Raw genomic sequence first — 18,265 nt, 5'->3', positions numbered from 1 at the left:
GGGCGCGCATCCCGCGCTGACTATGCTTTTAGCCTCATCCGCGGGTATTTTGTCGGCATCCGCGGCTCGGGTGCGCTAGTCTGGATGGATGGCACATAGCACTTCGGGCGCCCCTTCCGAGCGTAACGCTACGAGCGCCTCCAACCACACTTCCGCTTCGGCGGACGCACAGACTTCTTCCCCTCGGCCGCGCAAGGCTTTCCCGCTGCGCTTTCTCGCCGGGGTACTTGCACACTGGCAGATTGTCGCTTCGGCGGTTCTGCTGGGCGGCGGCGTCGCCGGTTTGGCGGCCACCTACGATGACTATTGCGGCATGACGGAGCTTTCGTATGCTCCGGCGGCTCTCCGATCCGATTTTGAGGAGGGCTCTAAGGTGTCGGGTTTCCGCCCCGGCGTGATGACCGCGCAGATTGAGACCGAGAGCCACTGGCGCGTGGGCGTTGTGTCCCACCAGGGCGCTAAGGGTATCGCGCAGTTTACCGATGAGGCGTGGAACGCCGAGCACTACAGCTTCGGCAACGGCGGTAACGTGCTGAACCCGCACGATGCGATTGCGGCGCAGGCCCGCTACCTGTCCGAGCTTCGCACCCGTTTGGCGAAGTACGCTTCTAATGAGGATGAGCTACAGGATGTGGTGCTCGCCGGCTATAACGCGGGCCCCGGAGCCGTGGAGAAGTACGGCGGCGTTCCGCCTTTCCCCGAGACCCAGAATTATGTGAAGACGATTCGCGAGCTGGCGGATACCAAGTACAAGCTGACTTGCTCCCCGGATTATCACTTCAAGCAGGCGAAGCTGAGCTTCGTGAATGGCGTGACCCCGGCAATGGCGGGTGTGCATGCAGATGGTACGCCGCTATCGGCTGAGGAGTCGGCGAGCGCGGCGGCGGAGATTTCCGCCTCGGCGTCTGCGAGTGCTTCGGCTCGCCCGTCTGCGAGCGGTTCTGCCCGTTCTTCTGCGAAGCCTTCGGCAACGAGTTCCGGCCGCTAGACTCAGCTCACTGAGATAACCGACCAGTGTATATAGCCATTAAAGAATATTCTGTTCCGTCTATAGTGGGCGGTGTATTCTAGCCCCTATTCACTCTTTACAGCGAGAGGCGCCGAACCCCTATCAAAGGGGTTCGGCGCCTCTCGCGTTATGCTACGGCATCCGGCTCATTCCACTCGAGCGGCACCGCCGATGCCGATAACTCCTTAGTTGAAGATGGCGCGCACGACCGAGTAGCCGGAGACCGGGTACACGGCGTTCACGGTTGCGGGCTTCTCGCTCTCGTCCGCAATCTCAATCGACTTGGTGCCGCGCAGTAGCTCCTCGAGCAGGATGCGCAGCTCCAGGCGTGCCAGGGGCGCACCGGGGCAAACGTGGATGCCGTCGCCGTACACGAGGTTGCGGGACTGGTCGCGGTGCGGGTTGTAGGTCAGGGCATCCTCGAAGGCGTCCTCGTCGCGGTTGGCGCTGGCCCAGTTGATGGTCACGCGGGAACCGGCGGGCAGGGTGCGGCCGCCGAGTTCGGTGTCCCGAGTGGTGATGCGGCGGTTGGTGACGAGGGTGTCTTCAAGTCGCATGATTTCTTCGACGGCGAGGGCGATTTCGCTGCGGTCGTCGAGTGCGTTGCCGTCGGCGAGGGAGGCACGCAGACGGTCCTGCTCGGCGCGGTTGCGTGCCAGGAAGTTCACGAACACGCCCACGGTTGCGGAGACGGTGGACAGCTCGCCCACGGTCCAGTTGCGGATGAGGCTGACGATTTCTTCGTCGGTCATGGTGCGGGGTTCTTCGCCGGGCAGCTGCACGGTGTCGGTGAGCAGTTCGGCGGTGACGTCCTTGGGGTTGCCGGCGGCGGCGTCCTCGCGGCGTTCGTCGAGCAGCTGGCGGATGTAGCCGTCGAATTCGAGGGCGACCTTAGCGATTTCTGCGCGGTCACGGCGCAGGGTGGCGACGCGGTTCTTCTCGATCCATTCGGTGAGCGGCTTTTCGAGGCATGCGGGCCAGCCCATGAAGGCGTTCTGCACGCGCATTGCGTATGCCTGGCCGAAGCCCTGCATGACGTCTACTTCTTCGCCGCGGGGCAGTTCTGCGATGAGGGTCTTCACGGCGTCGCGGATGACGGGTGCGAACTTTTCGAGGCGTTCGGGGGTGAAGTACTTGTCGTTAACGGCACGGAAGGTGGTGTGTTCGGGTGCGTCCATGCCGTTGGGGACAGCGATGTGGCGGGTGGAGACGACGTTGGAGTAGATTTCGGGGTGGTCGAGTACGTGCTGTACATCGGCGTTTTTGAAGACGGAGTAGCCCATGAATTCGTCGTGGGCGACGGGGCAACGGCGGCGCATTGCGTCGTAGGCAGCTACCTGGTCCTTCTGGACCTCTTCGCTTCGGAGGTCCCAGTCGTTGTGTACGTTCTCAGTCATTGTTCACCCGTGTTCGTTATAGAGTTGTGGCGTGCTGGATGCGGGCGTCCGGGCGATGCGTATGAGGCAGGGTCGGGCGTGCATTTCAGCACGTGTAGCCATTACTTGTTCTTTGACCGTATCACTTATGGGTTGGTGGCGCAGGGTAGGGGTTCCTTGCTTCTCATTCAACGAACAGTGCGGTCGCGGCGAGGGGCGGCGGGTCACGGGACGCATGAGGCGGGCGGCCCCTCCCCGGTGGAGGGGCCGCCCGCCTCACTCTATGCAGTATTTCAACGCGAGGGGCTAGTTTTTAAGGAATTTCTCTTCGTTTGTAATAACGAAGTATGAGGGGTATTCGCGCCCGTTCAGAAGAGCGTTGTAGTGCGGTATTTTCTGGGTTTTGATGAGTTCACCGGACTCAACGGAATAGGCTTGAATATAGGTTTCTCCTTGCAGCTCGTACATGGCGTAGAGGTTCTTCTCGGTCCAGTAGTATGTAGAGACTTCCTTTACTCCTTCTGGGATCTTGAGGCTGAATCGTACAGTGTTGTGGGCGGTATCAATATTGGTTGAGATGATTCGCCCGTCGTGATGGACCCACCAGATGTCGTCCCCGTATGCGTGTATTGCATACGGTGCACCTGAAGGAACATTTTTTCCATGTACACGTTTGCTCACTTCACCGGTAATTTGGCGTTCTGTATGCTCGCCTGTTTGCACATTAATTACTTCGAGCATGGATCCGTCAATATCTTTTAAATCTGCATATTGGTAGTCGGTAATGCTTTGCGGGTAAGTATCATGGATTTTCACAATTCTATTTCCTGCACACACAATGTAGGAACCTTCCATTGTGTTACTTTCGAGACTCTTCGAGAACATTTTTTCATTTGAAGGGTTCGGGTACACACGGGTAAGGTATGTGGGGTTCCTTGGGTGTAGGTATTGGTTATCTGTTCCTTCGTAATTGCTGATTTTGTCGTAGCCCCATATGCTGCCGTCGGCGCACTGAGCTGTGAAGAGTAAATTATTTTTAATTCTCTCTTCCCTCACCTCACCATCTTTTACAATTGTCACAAGGAATAGGTAATCACCATTTCCATCCCCTCCGTAATTATCTATAGCTACAATAGTGCTATCGTCTGCAACGTACACATCTTCACTGTAATCATTTTTGGTTTTCTTTGGGTATGTGTGCAGTTTATCGGAGAGGGTGAATAGCGAATTTGTATCTGTGAAATACAGGTTTTTATCTTTGTATACAATTGGCGAGTTTCGAACCCCAACATTTTTGATTCTTGACCATTTTTGGGTTTGTGAGTTGTAGAATGCTACGCCTCCTCCAGCATGCGGCAGGTATCTTGAGTCGCCTGCAATGGATATGGCGATGCTGCTTTCGTCGAGGGCTTTGCGGGGGTCGTTTGTTACCGGGATGGTCGCACTACAGCCTGACAGGAGGAGGGCACCAATGAGTCCCAGACGCAGGCTTCCTGAAAAACGGGATGCAGTCATTGCTACCACCTCGTTTCGTAGTGATGCACCCAGTGTGACTTCTGGATGTCTGTCGGGTATACGCCGGGGCCACCGTCAGAGTCGAGGTCCACGTTAGGGTCCGTGCTCTTATAGGTAGCCCAAACTAGCTGCGAGCAGTTATAAGAATTGGCGTGCAGGGTGTTCATGACACCCTCCTTTCTGGAGGGTTGCCTCTTGGCATCCCACTCTTGGTCTTATGTCTTCATCGATACATAACACCGGAAACTGTCTAACTCAGCAGGTCATACCTTAGATATTATTTCTGACCAGGCGAGTTTTTAGTGTTCCGTACCTCATTCTATCGTTAAGGGAATTATCAATGCAGGAAAAACGCCCCGTTATCAATGGTGTATAGAATGCGGTAATTCCCTACTCGCGCCCTGTACCCTTCTTCACTCTGTAGCTCCTTGAATAGAACCTGCACAAGAACTATCCTCGGAGCTAACGCATCAACCCCTGAAAGGAACCAGTCATGACTGTCACCACTCACCGGACTCGTTCCAATGTCACGACTCTTAAAGAACTCCGCGACAACCTCGGAACCAAAGTCAACGAAGCCGTGTTCTCCGGCGAACGTCCGCTCATCAGCCGCAACGGAAAGACTGTTGCCGCGCTCATCTCCTACGAAGATTTGAAGCTACTTGAAGAGTACGAAGAGCTCCTCGACATTGAGGCTCTTCGCAAGGCACGCGCCGAAGATGACGGCTACCGCATCGGCCTCGACGAGTTCCTCGCAGAGAACCCTGCAGACTAATCTCTCAGCACATATTGCGAGGCGGGCGGCACCTCCACCGGGGAGGGGCCGCCCGCCTCACTCATGCCTAAAAACCCGCCGGGTTTAGCGCTTGCCTGCGGAGGGGTAGATGCTGCCGTCCATCACGCCGCGCTCCACCTGTTCCAGGCTCACGCCGCGAGTCTCCGGCAGGTTGCGGAACATCAGCAGCGCAATGACCACGTTCACCACGGCGAAACCGATGAAGGAGCCGGTCAGACCGACCGTACCCAGAATCATGGGGAACGCCAGCGACAGCGCACCGTTCATCATCCATCCGCTAAACGCCGAAATACCCATGCCCGCCGCACGCACACGCAGCGGGAACAGCTCGCTCATAATCACCCAGGTGGATACGTTCAGGCAGGTCTGCATCGCGCCCACAAAGCAGACGATGAGCACCAGCAGAATCCAGGGGCGCGCCTCGTTATCGGCGGGCAGCAGCAGGGATGCACCCGCAATCAGCACGTGGAAAAACGCGGTCGAACTATAGCCGGTAATAACCATGACTCGGCGCGGCACACGCTCCATCAGACGCAGCGACAGAATCGAGCCGAGCACCGCAATCGTACCCGGCGCAATGTTCGCAATGAGCGCCGCGGACTCGCTGAAACCAGCTTCCTTGAGCACCTTAATGCCGTAGTACATGATCGAGTTGATGCCGGTCAGCTGCTGACCCGCGCCAACGAGAATACCGACGAGCAGGATGCGCACGAACCAGCCGCGCACGCCCGCACTGTCCTTACCCGCCGCGGTGTTCTGGGTGGTCGCCTCCGCCTGCAGAGTGCGTTCAATGTCGGCAATCTCGGCCTCGGCACGCTCAGCGGAGCGAATACGCTTCATAACCGCCAGCGCTTGCTCACGCTTACCGACGCGCAGCAGCCAGCGCGGCGACTCGGGCACGCGCAGCATGCCGACGAACAGACCGATGGCGGGCAGGGTGCAGATGGCGAACATCCAGCGCCACACGCCGTCATGCTCACCCCACAGGTTGCCGATGAGGGCGTTCACGATGAACGCGGCGAGCTGACCGCCCACGACCATGAGTTCGTTGCGACCCGAGAGGGAGCCGCGAATTTCGTAGGGTGCGAGCTCCGCGAGGAATACGGGCACCACGGCGGAGGCGCCGCCGACCGCCAGGCCGAGCAGGGTGCGTCCGGTGATGAGTACGGCGACGTTGGGTGCAAAGACGCACGCCAGGGCACCAATGAAGAAGATGGTGGAGAGCCCAATGATGGTGGTTCGGCGGCCGAATCGGTCAGAGATACGGCCGCATCCGAGTGCGCCGATAGCGGCGGCGAAGGCGAGCGATCCGGTGACCCAGCCTTGGGCGGTGGAGTCCATGCCGAGTTCGCGGCTCATGGGTTCGAGCGCGCCGTTGATCACTCCGGTGTCGTAGCCGAAGAGTAGACCGCCGAAGGTGGCGATGAGTGCGATGATGCCGAGGTATCGGCTGTGCTTCCCGGTGCCCAGAGGGGGCAGGGTGGAGGCGGTGCTCTGTGCGCTCATGGTGTCCTTTGATGCCGAGGAGTTAGGGGGAGAGTACACCGACATTGGTGGTTCTTCAGCACTGTCAGTGGGCTAGGTGAGGTGCGTCAGGTTAGACACACCTCACCTAATCCTAGCGAAAACGCTCGGCGGGTGATATTTATTTCTCACCACGCACATTTTTCAGCATATTTTACGGCCGCCATATGTGACCGCCTGAGTGCCCCTTGAGAAGGAGCCCGCATTTAGAAGAGCGCGATCTTCTCTGGTGCCGGGAAGATGGCGTCCAGGGCGGCGAGGTCGTCGGCGTCGAAGCGCAGGCAGGCAGCCTGTGCGTTGGCGCGCACCTGCTCAGCGCTCGTTGCACCGGCAATGACGGAGGTGACCGGTGCCTGCTGTGCGAGCCAGGAGAAGGCGGCCTGCACCTCGGTGATGCCGCGTTCGGTGCAGAAGGTGTGGAAGGCCTCGAGCTGGTCCCAGTTGGCGGCGTCGAGCACGTTCTTCTTGGAGTGGGACAGGCGCGAACCGGCGGGAATGTTGTCGCGGCGGTACTTGCCGGTCAGCAGGCCGTTAGCGAGCGGGAAGTACGGCAGCACACCCATGCCGAAGTGCCGTGCGGCGGGCAGGATTTCGAGTTCTGCACGGCGGTCGAGCAGGTTGTAGTGGTTTTCTGCGACGATGAACCGTTCGGTGCCGAGCTCGTGGGCGCAGTGTTCGGCGTGGGCGAGCTGCCAGCCGGAGAAGTTGGAGTGGCCCAGGTAGCGGACTTTGCCGTCGCGTACGAGCTGGTCGAGGGCGCTGAGGGTTTCTTCGATGGGGGTGTTGGGGTCGGGGCTGTGGTAGAAGTACAGGTCGATGTAGTCGGTGCCGAGGCGGCGGAGGGATCCTTCGACGGCGCGCATGATGTAGCGGCGGGATCCGCGGGCGTTGCGGTCGTTGCCGTTGAGGTCGCCGACGGGCAGACCGAATTTGGTGACGATGGTCAGTTCGTCGCGGTCGAGGCCGAGCTGGGTGAGGGCGGTGCCGAACATGGTTTCGGAGAGGCCGGGTTCGGCGCCGTAGAGGTCGGCGATGTCGAAGAAGCTGATGCCGGCGTCGACTGCGGCGGCGATGACTTCGTTGGTGCCTTCTTGGGTGCGGGTGGGGGTGCCGGGGCGGCCGAGGTTGTTGCAGCCGATGCCGACGCTGGGTACGACGAGGCCGGAGTTGCCGAGCCTGCGGTAGACGGGAGATTCGATACGTTCCATGTTTTAACTCTACGTTGTGCGGGTATGTTGCGTGGTTATTTCCCCTCCAGTTGGGAGGCGAAGAGCTTCCTGAAGCGTGATGTGGGGTCGGTGGTTAGGTCTTGGTAGGTTCCTTGCTCCACCACACACCCACCATCCAACACCACCACAGAATCAACACCACGCAACGTCCACGCACGATGAGACACCAACACCACCAACCGCCCACCAGCAGCCACCTTCAACCGAGCAAAAATCTCCTCCTCAGTCTCAGCATCCACAGCACTGGTCGGCTCATCCAACACCCACACCGGCGCATCCCGAAGAACCACACGCGCCAAGGCTAAACGCTGCCACTGACCACCCGAAAGACCAACACCACCAAACGACTCACCCAACTGAGCATCCAAACCACCCTCAAGACCACGCACAAAACCATCAGCACAAGCCACCGACAAAGCCGACCACAAATCAGCATCACCAAGACGCTCAACCGCAGCCTGCGGCAAACCCAGAAGGAGGTTTTCACGCACAGTCAGTTCATAACGGCCGTAGTCTTGACTCACCAAACCAACATTCGCCAACATGTTGTATTTACTCTCAGAAGAAGCACCCTTATACGTTATGCTCCCCTGGGCAATTGGTGTAATTCCAAGAATTGCATTTATTAGCGTTGTTTTTCCCGCGCCCGAGGCACCAACTACTGCAATCATTTGATTATTCATCAGCTCAAGATTAATATCTTTAAGCGCAAAAGACGACGCGCCCTCATACTGAACGGATACATCTTTGCATATAATTTTTGAAATATTTTCACGGTTAGGGTTAGAAGTTTTTATCTCAGAAGCATGGTCGTAAGTATCAGAGTCGCATACCCTTCGGAATTGCTGAACAGATAATGCTCCATTAATAATCTGGCCGAATGAATATCCCACCTCTTGGGTCGCGTTAACACAGGCAATGATTCCAATCAGCGATCCGGCCACATACGATATATCGGCGCCTGAATCCACAAGGAAGTACAGGGACGCAAAAAGTAAGACAGAGCAGAGTAGCCCTGCAACTATGGAGATGATTCCTCTAACACTTTCAAGGCTCAATTCCCTACCGGCTGCCCGGCGTCGCCAGGACGCTACGCGTTGCGAGAAAAATCGGGAGGCTCTCATGAGGTGAAGTTCTTGGGCGCGACTTTGAGCCATCAGATTGTCTAGATAGTAGTTCTCTACCCGATAGTCCTCGTACATTAGGGTGTATATAGCGTAATCACGTTTAGCGAGAATCACCATTGCAATAGATAGGGGTAGTGAACACAGTGCCGCAAAAATTGCTGCCACAATGCTGACGTTCGCAATATTGAGACAGAGAAGTAACACCATTGCGAAGGCACTCACCAGTGCCATAACTGACATGGTGTGAACCTGCAATTCCTGTTTCGATATTGCCTCTCTAGCAGCACGTATATCTTCCTGTGATTTTGTGCTACCTATATCAGATAACGGAAATGTAGATAACCTGTTATTTAACATGCAGTGAACCCGATAGTTCACCTTTGATTTGAGGATGCGCATGTTACTTCTTACCCAGCGTTGAGCAATGATATTAATTCCGACAACAAGGGCAAGAGCAATAATATAAATCCATGCTGCGCCACCATTTGAACCGCTCAAGGCTGATACTGTATTACCGATCAGCAGGGACTGGCTCAAGGGAATGCAGGCGATGACGGCTAGCGATAGGGCAGTGCTCACTAGGGTCGCGGGACAGGTTTTCCAGGCTAGGCGGAAAGACCAGAGTATAGAAGAAAATAGATTTTTCATTCTCACCACGCTCACAAAGTCGTATTGAACTCATCTTTGAGTCCTGAAACTCCTCGATGAGCGGACATCGAAACACTACCCGTGCCTCACTAGCTACCCTACCCCTCAATGAAATATAAAACACACATATTCGTGCGTGTCCAAGAATATTAAGCAGATATATCTGCGATAGTGCCGGGCATTCAGGGGTCAGCCGACAGCCCTACCCGCAACACCTCCAGCCGCCCTTTGTCATAGTCGGTCATATTAAGTTCATATTTCGCCCGAATGTCATGTCCAGAAATATTAGGGCATCAACCGCCGCACCCCTTGCACGCCCTCGGAGACGGTGGGTAGAGTAAAAGCGTTATCTATCAAGAGCGACCGAGAGATCTGGCTCGTCGACGTCGCAGCAACCTCGCCAGTATCCCCCACCGTCACGGTGCAGGGTACGGACAAGGTGCTCCCGCCAGAACCGATAGAGAAGAATACCCTTCGGCACCCCTTGATGAGTCGTACCCGCAAACCGGTACAGCACATCCTGCAGAAGAATTCGCGCATCCTCACGGTGCGTATCTATCGGGTGAACACGAAGGATGGTTATGACGACAGTTCACCCGGCTCTTTCTTTTGAGCTGTTCCCTCCGCGCTCACAGGCGAGCTGTGAGTCGCTGCTCCGCACCATTGCGGAGCTTGAGGGTACCAACCCCGACTACGTTTCGGTCACCTACTCCGGTGACGCGAAGCGCCGTCAGAAGACGCTGGCGCTGCTCGACCACCTGGTGCATGAAACCTCCCTCACCCCGCTGGCTCACCTGATTTGTGCAGGCCATTCGGTGCATGAGCTGGAGCGTGCGGTCCGTCTGATTCTGGGTCTGGGCGTGCGCGGCTTCCTGGCTCTTCGCGGTGATATTCAGGAGGGTCAGGTTTCTGAGCTTCCTTTCGCCCGCTACCTGGTGGAGCTGATTCGCCGTGTGGAACGCGAAGATTTCGCCCACCTGGCGGCTGGCAAGGTGTCCATTGGTGTGGCGGCGTACCCGCAGAAGCACCCGGAGTCGGCATCCCTACTGCAGGATATTGAGATTCTGCTGTCGAAGCAGCGTGCCGGCGCGGATTTCGCTATCACCCAGGTGTTCTTCGAGGATGAGCGCTACAGCGCCCTGGTCGATTCGGCTCGCCTGGCGGGTGTGGACATCCCGATTATTCCGGGCATCATGCCGGTGACCTCCCTGAAGCGCCTGCAGAACCTCTGCCAGATGGCGGGCATGTCGGTCCCGGCGGACCTCGCGTACGCCCTGGAGACGGCAACCAGCAGCGCAGAGCTGCACCGCATCGGCGTAGACTACGCGCTGAACCAGTGCCGCACCGTGATGGATGCGGGCGCACCGGGCCTGCACTTCTTCACCTTCAACGAGCATGCCGCGGTGCTGGACGTTCTGGACCAGCTGGACCTGCCCCGATACAGCAACCGTTTCTCCCAGCCCCTGAGCGAGCTGGAATTCGCCTAAACGCGACCCGCTCCACCCGGCGCGGATGCGCCACCTAAGTTTCCCCCAAAGTACCCCGGGAGCATCCCGCGGATCTCGGCCCCATCGACGGGGCCAGCAGGGCCCGCTGATTCTCCCAGTTCTATCCCCAGTAAAGGAAAAAATTATTATGTCGAACACCGCATTCCCCGCCGCCACCATTGTTGGCTACCCCCGCGTGGGCCGCTTCCGTGAGCTGAAGAAGGCTCAGGAGGCTTTCTGGAAGGGCAAGGCAACCCTGCAGGAGCTGCAGGACACCGCCGCTGACGTGCAGCGCACCTACTTTGAGCGTGTAACCGCTGCGGGCCTGAAGGCTGATAACTACTCGATTCCGGCGACCTTCTCCTACTACGACCAGGTGCTCGACGTGGTTCGCCTGTTCACCCTGGTTCCCGAGCGTCTGGCTGAGGCTAAGGACGCACGCGGCCTGCTGGATCTGCCCGGCTACTTCGCACTGGCGCGCGGTACCGAGACCCTGCCCCCGCTGGAGATGACCAAGTGGTTCGACACCAACTACCACTACCTGGTGCCCGAGATTGGTGCGTCCACCGAGATTAAGCTGAACCTTGAGGCTATTGACGAGCAGCTCGAGGTCGCAAAGCAGACTGGTGTAAAGGTTCGCCCGCAGATTGTTGGCCCGCTGACCCTGCTGCTGGGTGCTAAGGCCGAGCAGGGTTCCGCTGAGGACTTCGCACCCATCGACCGCCTGGACGAGTTCGTTGCAGCGTACGCTCAGGTGCTTGAGCAGCTGGCCGAGCGCGGTGTTGAGTGGGTTCAGCTGGATGAGCCGGGCCTGACCGTGGACCGTGCCGACAACGCGAAGGTTGCCGAGCTTGCCGAGCGCACCTACCGTGCCCTGGCTGCCGGCGAGAAGCGCCCGCAGATTCTGGTGACCAGCCCCTACGGTTCCCTGCGTGAGAACCTGCCGGCACTGCTGGGTACCGGCATTGAGGCTCTGCACCTTGACCTGGTGCACGGCGTGTACTCGAAGGCTGAGCAGGATTCCGTTTCTGCCGCCGGCGTGCACCTGGTTGCCGGTGTTGTGAACGGCCGCAACGTGTGGCGTGCCGACGTTCGCGCCGCCCTGAAGACTCTGGAGGCACTGCCCGGCGCATCCGAGGGTGCCGTGTCGGTGTCCTCTTCGACCTCCCTGCAGCACGTGCCGCACGACCTGGAGCTTGAGGATCCCGCCGAGGTTCCCGTGGACGGCCTGGCATTCGCAGACCAGAAGGTTGCCGAGATTGCTCTGCTGGCTCGCGGCCTGGCCGAGGGTGAAGCTGCTGTTGAGCCCGAACTGAAGGCTGCTGACGAGGCGCTGGCTCGCTTCGCCGCTGACCCGCGCAAGCACAACGACGAGATTCGTGCCCGCGCCGCCGCTGTGACCGCCGAGGACTTCGACCGTCCGACCATTGACGTTCGCCGCGCGGCTCAGGCCGACCTGAACCTGCCGAAGCTGCCGACCACCACCATCGGCTCCTTCCCCCAGACCGCTGAGATTCGCCGCCACCGTGCGGAGGCTCGTGCGGGCAAGATTTCCGCCGAGGAGCTGAACGGCTTCCTGCGTGACGAGATTGCCTCGGTCATCAAGCTGCAGGAAGAGCTGGGCCTGGACGTGCTGGTTCACGGTGAGGCTGAGCGTAACGACATGGTTCAGTACTTCGCTGAGAACTTCGACGGCTTCGCAACCACCCGCCACGGCTGGGTGCAGTCCTACGGTTCGCGTTGCACCCGCCCCTCGATCCTGTTCGGTGACGTGAAGCGTCACGGTGAGGGTCTGCGCGGTGAGGCGTTCACCGTGCCGTGGAGCTCCCACGCACAGTCGCTGAGCGACAAGCCCGTCAAGGGCATGCTCACCGGCCCCGTGACGATTCTGGCGTGGTCCTTCGTGCGTGACGACCAGCCGCGCCGCGAGACCGCTAACCAGGTGGCTCTGGCTCTTGCCGACGAGATTGCCGACCTGGAGCAGGCGGGCATCCGCATCATTCAGGTGGATGAGCCGGCTCTGCGTGAGCTGCTGCCCCTGCGCCGCGATGAGCAGCCGCAGTACCTGGACTGGTCGGTGAACTCCTTCCGCCTGGCAACCAGCGCGGTGAAGGATTCCACCCAGATTCACACCCACCTGTGCTACTCGGAGTTCAACGAGATTATCGACTCGATTAACGCTCTGAACGCTGACGTGACCAGCATTGAGGCGGCTCGTTCGCACATGGAGCTGCTGGCTGACATTCCGGAGAGCTTCGTTTCCGGTCTGGGCCCGGGCGTGTGGGACATCCACTCCCCGCGTGTTCCTTCGCAGGATGAGATTGAGTCCCTGCTGAAGGCTGCGATTGGTTACGGCACCATTGCTGACCTGTGGGTGAACCCGGACTGCGGTCTGAAGACTCGTGATTACGAGGAGACCAAGCAGTCTCTGCGTCACCTGGTGGACGCCACCAAGGCGATTCGCGCATCCCTCTAGGAGGCGCCTCTTGGCTCCGCTGCCTGCCGTGGGTTGACCGGATGATGGTTTGCTCGCGGTGACCTGCGGCAGGTGGCGGCCGTTCGGCTTCCCGCCGGTATGTGTACCGACTGTGTGCCGAGCTTTTGGGGATAGATAACGGCCCGCCCGTACAGTTTTTCTTCTGCACTGTACGGGCGGGCTTTTCTGTGCTGTTTTAGAGCGCCGATGTACTGGTGTTTAAGTGGTTTTTATTTGAACTTAGGGTATAAATTACTCTAAATTTAAGTGTGGTCTGACCAAAACACATACTTACTCAACAGAGAAAGTATTTATATTCATTACACAACTTGAGGCAATGTTGCCCAGTAGACAGACCTGCATCACATAGATTTAGCACTTCCCCGTAATTCCGGGGAAAAAACAGTGTTTATAGAATAATCGCTCTGAATATCCGTTCACCCCTATGAACAATCCACTGAAAATATGCCCAGCGGATTAGCATTTTTATAAGAATCCGTTTTTAGAATTCCAGCATGACTACTACCACTTCATCAAAGAAGAAGAAGGGTTCTGTACCCCGCTGGCTCGCTATTCCGGCACCCAAGCCTCAACTGAGCGAGGCTGAAGTAAATGCAAAGTACCCGCGCATGCGTCTGCAGGTTTTCATGGGTATTTTCATCGGTTACGCGACCTTCTACCTGATTCGTAACAACGTCCCGCTGGTCACCCCGATTCTGACCAAGGAACTTGGCTTCAGCAACGCCGCAATTGGTGCACTGTCCACCGCACTGCTGCTGGCATACGGCTTCAGCAAGTTCTTCACCGCAATGATTTCTGACCGCTCGAATGCGCGTCTGTTCCTGCCCATCGGTCTGGTGCTCTCGGGTGTTGCAAACATTCTGCTGGCACTGACCGGCTACATGGGTGAAGGTGCGGGTGCGGCGGGCTACGGTGCCGCTATCGCCTCCATCATGGCGACCATCATGGTATTCAACGGCATCTTCCAGGGCATGGGTTGGCCTCCCTCGGGTCGTGTGCTCGTGAACTGGTTCTCCACCAGCGAGCGCGGTACTAAGGTTTCCTGGTGGAACACCGCCCACAACGTTGGTGGTGCGCTGTCCGGTCTGCTGGTTGCGTGGGGCTTCTCCATGTTCGGCAAGACCTGGGAGGTTGCTTTCTGGTTCCCGGCTGTTATCAGCTTCGTTCTGGCATTCGTTGCGTGGCTGCTGATTCGTGACAACCCCGAGGCTGAGGGTCTGCCCACCGTTGATGTGTACCGCAACGACCCGCACAAGGTTGAGTCCACCGCTGAGGATCGTGCAGAGTCCACCTGGACCACCATCCGTAAGCACGTGCTGACCAACTCGACCATGGTGTACCTGGCTCTGGCGAACGTGTTCGTGTACACCCTGCGTTACGGCGTGCTGGTGTGGGCGCCGAAGTACCTGCACGATGTGCGTCACGCTTCCCTTGAGGGCGGTATTGCGGGCTTCTCGATTCTGGAGCTTGCCGGTATTGGTGGCACCGTCCTGTGCGGTTACGTTTCTGACCGTATGTTCAAGGGTCGCCGCTCCCCCGCGGGTATTCTGTTCCTGGTTGCGACCGTTGGCGCAATTCTGCTGTACTGGCTGCCTTCTTCGGATGCACCCCTGTGGATTGCGTACGTTGCGTTGGCTCTGATTGGTGGCCTGATTTACGGCCCGGTCATGCTGATTGGTCTGCAGGCTATTGACCTGTCCCCCTCGCACGTTGCGGGTACCGCCGCGGGATTCACCGGCCTGTTCGGTTACGCACTGGGTGCAACCCTGGCGTCTGCCGGTATCGGCATCATTGTTGACCACTGGGGTTGGGGCACCGCGTTCGTCTTCATGATTGTGTGCTCCGGTCTGGCTGTGCTGTTCCTGTGGCTGGTCAACGGTGCCGAGAAGCGCATGATGGCTGAGCGTGCAGAGAAGCTGGCTGCGAAGGCACAGGCTTAAGCGAATAGTGCTTCTTCTTTCCTGAACTAGAGATAAGTTCAGAGGGTAGATGTTAACCCGCCTGTACGGTCGTGTGACCGTGCGGGCGGGTTTTCTGCATCCTTCGAGGGGCTACCTGCCCTTTCTGCCGCCTAAAACGCCTCTGAGAAGCACCTGTACCGGTGAGCCAGCATCTGACGGCATGCCGGTCATCCTGTGGCTTGCGGGCGTAAGAACATAGAATGGAACCATGACTACTAACTCTGGAATCACTAAAGAATGGGTGGACGAAACCGTCAAGCCGGGCGACGATTTCTTCCGCCACGTCAACGGCAAGTGGCTTGCTACCCACGAAATCCCGGCGGATCGCCCCAAGGATGGCGGCCTGTACACCCTCCGCGATAACGCAGAGAAGCACGTGCGTGAGCTGGTGGAGAAAATCGCGAAGGAGCAGCCGGAGTCCCGCATCGGCGCGCTGTACAACTCCTTCATGGATGTTGAGAAGATTGAGGCGGACGGCCTGGAGCCGCTGCTGAAGGAAATCGCCCCGATTCTGAACTCGGCAACCCCCTCCCACCTTGCTGTGACCTTGGCGCTGCTGTCTCGTGCGGGTTTGCCTCAGCTGTTCGCCTGGTACACCAGCAACGATCCGAAGGACCCGAAGAACTACACCTTCTTCCTGTACCAGTCGGGTCTGGGTCTGCCGGATGAATCGTACTACCGTGAAGAGAAGCATGAGGCTGCATGTGCGGCGTATGTTGAGCATATTGCCCGCATGTTTGAGCTGACCGGTCTGGCTGAGGGCTTCGGCCTGACTCCGGAGCAGGCAGCTCAGCTGGTGTTCACTCACGAGTCTGAGCTGGCTCGCCTGCACTGGAACGTCGTGGAGAACCGCGACGCTGAGGCGACCTACAACCCGTACCAGGCGACCGAGCTGGAGGAGAAGTTCCCCGGCTTCCCGTTCTCCCAGTGGCTGCTGGCGCTGGGTGCCGACCCGGAGACCCTGGGCCAGGTTATTGTGGCTCAGCCGTCCTTCTTTGAGGGTGCGGCTAAGCTGTTCACCTCCATTCCACTGATGAGCTGGAAGCTGTGGGCTGTGTGGACTGTTCTGCGTTCGCGTGCACCGTTCATGTACGACGAACTGGTTCAGGAGAGCTTCAACTTCTACGGCAAGACCCTCTCGGGTACCCAGCAGATTCGTGAGCGCTGGAAGCGCGGCGTGGGCGCTGTCGAGAAGGCTCTGGGTGAGGAGATTGGCAAGGAGTACGTGGCTGTGCACTTCCCGCCCTCGCACAAGGAGAAGATGCTGGTTCTGGTCGGCAACCTCCTGGAAGCCTACCGCGAGTCTATCGAGTCGCTGGACTGGATGACTGAGGCAACCCGCCAGAAGGCGCTGGAGAAGCTGTCGAAGTTCGTCACCAAGATTGGTTACCCCGATAAGTGGCGTGACTTCTCCGCACTGGAGCTCGTGCCCGGTGACCTGTTCGAGAACCTGCGCCGTACCGGTGCGTTTGATGCTGACTGGCTGATTGCCCGTAAGGGTCAGCCGGTGGACAAGTCGGAGTGGCTGATGACTCCGCAGACCGTGAACGCATACTACATGCCCCCGGCGAATGAGATTGTGTTCCCGGCAGCGATTCTGCAGCCGCCGTACTTCAACCCGGATGCTGACGACGCGGCGAACTACGGCAATATCGGCATGATTATTGGCCACGAGATTGGTCACGGTTTTGATGATCAGGGTTCCCGCTACGACGGCGACGGCAAGCTGGAGAGCTGGTGGACTGAGGAGGATTACGCGAAGTTCAAGGAGCGCACCGCAGCCCTGGTGGAGCAGTACAACGCGTACGTTCCGGTGGGTCTGGACCCGAAGTTCCACGTGAACGGCGAGCTGACTCTGGGTGAGAACATTGGCGACCTGTCCGGCATGTCGATTGCGTTGAAGGCGTACCGCCTGGCTCTGAAGAAGCAGGGCATTGAGTCGCTGGCTGACGCGCCGGTGATTGACGGTATGACCGCTATTCAGCGTTTCTTCTTCTCGAATGCTCGCGGCTGGTGCACGAAGTCCCGCCCGCAGCACGCCGAGGTGATGATTTCGGTGGATCCGCACTCGCCGGATGAGTTCCGTGTGAACGGTGTGGTGCGCAATATTGATGAGTTCTATGAGGCGTTTGACGTCTCTGAGGGCGATGCACTGTACCTAGCTCCGGAGGAGCGTGTGCGCATCTGGTAGTATCCCAATAAGGGTATATGCTTTATTGCGCATATAAGAAAGGTGCCCGCCTCGTGGGTTGAAACCACGGAGCGGGCGCCTTTTTGCTTTTAGAAGCTATGCGCTTCTAGGCTGAAGCTTTTAGGAAGCAGAAGCCGAGGACGAAGCCGAGGACGAAGAGGAAGAAGCACGCATACCGGCCAGCTTCCACGCACCGTTCTCGTAAACACCGTGCAGGGTGCGCTCCACCTCGTCCTTACGTTCCGATTCGGAGGGAGCTTCCTGCACGCGGTCCTTGCTTGCAATGAACTCGCCGGGATCCATGGTCAGGCGAATATCCCAGTTGTAGGTGTCACCCTCACGTTCGGGCTGCGCGGAAAGCATAGTGATGACAACGGATGCGTCGTGCATCCAGGCTTCGCCCTTGACCAGCTTCTCACCAAGGGTGCCACTTTCCGGCTCAATCATACTCTTCAGCTCAGACTTGTCGAGTGCGCATTCACGCAGGGGCTCAGTCTTACCGGTACGCATGTAGTATTCCAGGGCGGCGCCAAAGAATGCGATGGACTGGTACAGGCCTTCTACGCTGTTCTCGTTGGCGACGGCGGGCTTCACGGGCACGGGGGCGTTCTTGGACGGCTCGGTGCGGGTTGCCGCCTGGTAGTCGGAAGGCTTGGAGGTGTATCCGTCCAGGACTGCAACGCCGGAGTAGTCGCTACGTGCGGTCTTAGATGCCGACGCAGAAGCAGATGCGCTACCGGATGCACTCTCGGATGCGTTGCCGCTGGTTGCCTGGGGCTGAGCGCCGCAGGCTGCGAGGAGGGTTGCGCCGCCGGTTGCTGCGAGCAGGCCGAGGGCGGATCGGCGGGTTACGTTCTTCATGGGTTCTCTCTATCTGTGGTGCATTTTCCGCACCGTGGTGCGGG

The 18,265-nt window shown here is 58.4% G+C and carries 12 protein-coding genes and 1 riboswitch; of the genes, 6 read left to right on the top strand and 6 right to left on the bottom strand.

Going from position 1 to position 18,265, the window contains the following annotated elements:
* The first annotated feature begins 88 nt into the window (after positions 1 to 88).
* Complete coding sequence (locus RWL87_RS08095) at positions 89 to 988, top strand: lytic transglycosylase domain-containing protein (protein WP_313969531.1); 900 nt, start codon at positions 89 to 91, stop codon at positions 986 to 988.
* Between the two features lie 206 nt (positions 989 to 1,194).
* On the opposite strand, the gene RWL87_RS08090 is transcribed toward RWL87_RS08095, so the two are convergent.
* On the bottom strand, positions 1,195 to 2,406 hold the full coding sequence (locus RWL87_RS08090; protein WP_313969530.1) for a cytochrome P450: 1,212 nt from the start codon (positions 2,404 to 2,406) through the stop codon (positions 1,195 to 1,197).
* A gap of 285 nt (positions 2,407 to 2,691) precedes the next feature.
* The gene (locus RWL87_RS08085) at positions 2,692 to 3,900 is read right to left on the bottom strand and encodes a hypothetical protein (RefSeq protein WP_313969529.1); all 1,209 of its coding nucleotides are present in this window, start codon (positions 3,898 to 3,900) and stop codon (positions 2,692 to 2,694) included.
* Positions 3,901 to 4,393: 493 nt separating this feature from the next.
* Here RWL87_RS08085 and RWL87_RS08080 point away from each other — a divergent pair, with 493 nt between their 5' ends.
* Positions 4,394 to 4,675, top strand: a complete 282-nt coding sequence (locus RWL87_RS08080; protein ID WP_005509047.1) for a type II toxin-antitoxin system prevent-host-death family antitoxin — start codon at positions 4,394 to 4,396, stop codon at positions 4,673 to 4,675.
* 84 nt (positions 4,676 to 4,759) lie between these two features.
* On the opposite strand, the gene RWL87_RS08075 is transcribed toward RWL87_RS08080, so the two are convergent.
* The 3 genes from RWL87_RS08075 to RWL87_RS08065 form a co-directional block, all read right to left on the bottom strand.
* A complete protein-coding gene (locus tag RWL87_RS08075; protein ID WP_313969528.1) occupies positions 4,760 to 6,247 on the bottom strand; it encodes a sugar porter family MFS transporter in 1,488 nt (495 codons plus the stop codon).
* A gap of 179 nt (positions 6,248 to 6,426) precedes the next feature.
* Positions 6,427 to 7,428: an aldo/keto reductase gene (locus RWL87_RS08070; RefSeq protein ID WP_313969527.1), complete on the bottom strand. Its 1,002-nt coding sequence runs from the start codon at positions 7,426 to 7,428 to the stop codon at positions 6,427 to 6,429.
* 35 nt (positions 7,429 to 7,463) lie between these two features.
* Positions 7,464 to 9,224 (bottom strand): ABC transporter ATP-binding protein, encoded by a 1,761-nt coding sequence (locus tag RWL87_RS08065; RefSeq protein WP_313969526.1) that lies wholly within the window; start codon positions 9,222 to 9,224, stop codon positions 7,464 to 7,466.
* A gap of 347 nt (positions 9,225 to 9,571) precedes the next feature.
* Positions 9,572 to 9,688: riboswitch (SAM riboswitch) on the top strand.
* A 117-nt stretch (positions 9,689 to 9,805) separates the two neighbouring features.
* Between RWL87_RS08065 and RWL87_RS08060 the strand changes: the two genes are divergently transcribed.
* The 4 genes from RWL87_RS08060 to RWL87_RS08045 all read left to right on the top strand — a co-directional run bounded on the left by RWL87_RS08060 (position 9,806) and on the right by RWL87_RS08045 (position 17,360).
* A complete protein-coding gene (locus tag RWL87_RS08060) occupies positions 9,806 to 10,711 on the top strand; it encodes a methylenetetrahydrofolate reductase (RefSeq protein ID WP_313969525.1) in 906 nt (301 codons plus the stop codon).
* A gap of 148 nt (positions 10,712 to 10,859) precedes the next feature.
* On the top strand, positions 10,860 to 13,187 hold the full coding sequence (gene metE / locus RWL87_RS08055) for a 5-methyltetrahydropteroyltriglutamate--homocysteine S-methyltransferase (RefSeq protein ID WP_313969524.1): 2,328 nt from the start codon (positions 10,860 to 10,862) through the stop codon (positions 13,185 to 13,187).
* A gap of 515 nt (positions 13,188 to 13,702) precedes the next feature.
* Positions 13,703 to 15,148, top strand: a complete 1,446-nt coding sequence (locus tag RWL87_RS08050; RefSeq protein WP_313969523.1) for an MFS transporter — start codon at positions 13,703 to 13,705, stop codon at positions 15,146 to 15,148.
* Positions 15,149 to 15,377: 229 nt separating this feature from the next.
* Positions 15,378 to 17,360, top strand: coding sequence for a M13-type metalloendopeptidase (locus tag RWL87_RS08045; RefSeq protein WP_313969522.1), 1,983 nt, complete (start codon positions 15,378 to 15,380; stop codon positions 17,358 to 17,360).
* Between the two features lie 120 nt (positions 17,361 to 17,480).
* Here the strand turns inward: RWL87_RS08045 and RWL87_RS08040 are convergent, their stop codons facing one another.
* Positions 17,481 to 18,221, bottom strand: a complete 741-nt coding sequence (locus RWL87_RS08040) for a DUF6318 family protein (RefSeq protein WP_313969521.1) — start codon at positions 18,219 to 18,221, stop codon at positions 17,481 to 17,483.
* Between the last annotated feature and the right edge of the window lie 44 nt (positions 18,222 to 18,265).

It is taken from the genome of uncultured Rothia sp. (assembly GCF_963555405.1).
Taxonomy (GTDB): Bacteria; Actinomycetota; Actinomycetes; order Actinomycetales; family Micrococcaceae; genus Rothia.
The sequence above is the reverse complement of the archived record's forward strand: the minus strand, read 5'-3'. Positions and strand labels throughout refer to the sequence as shown.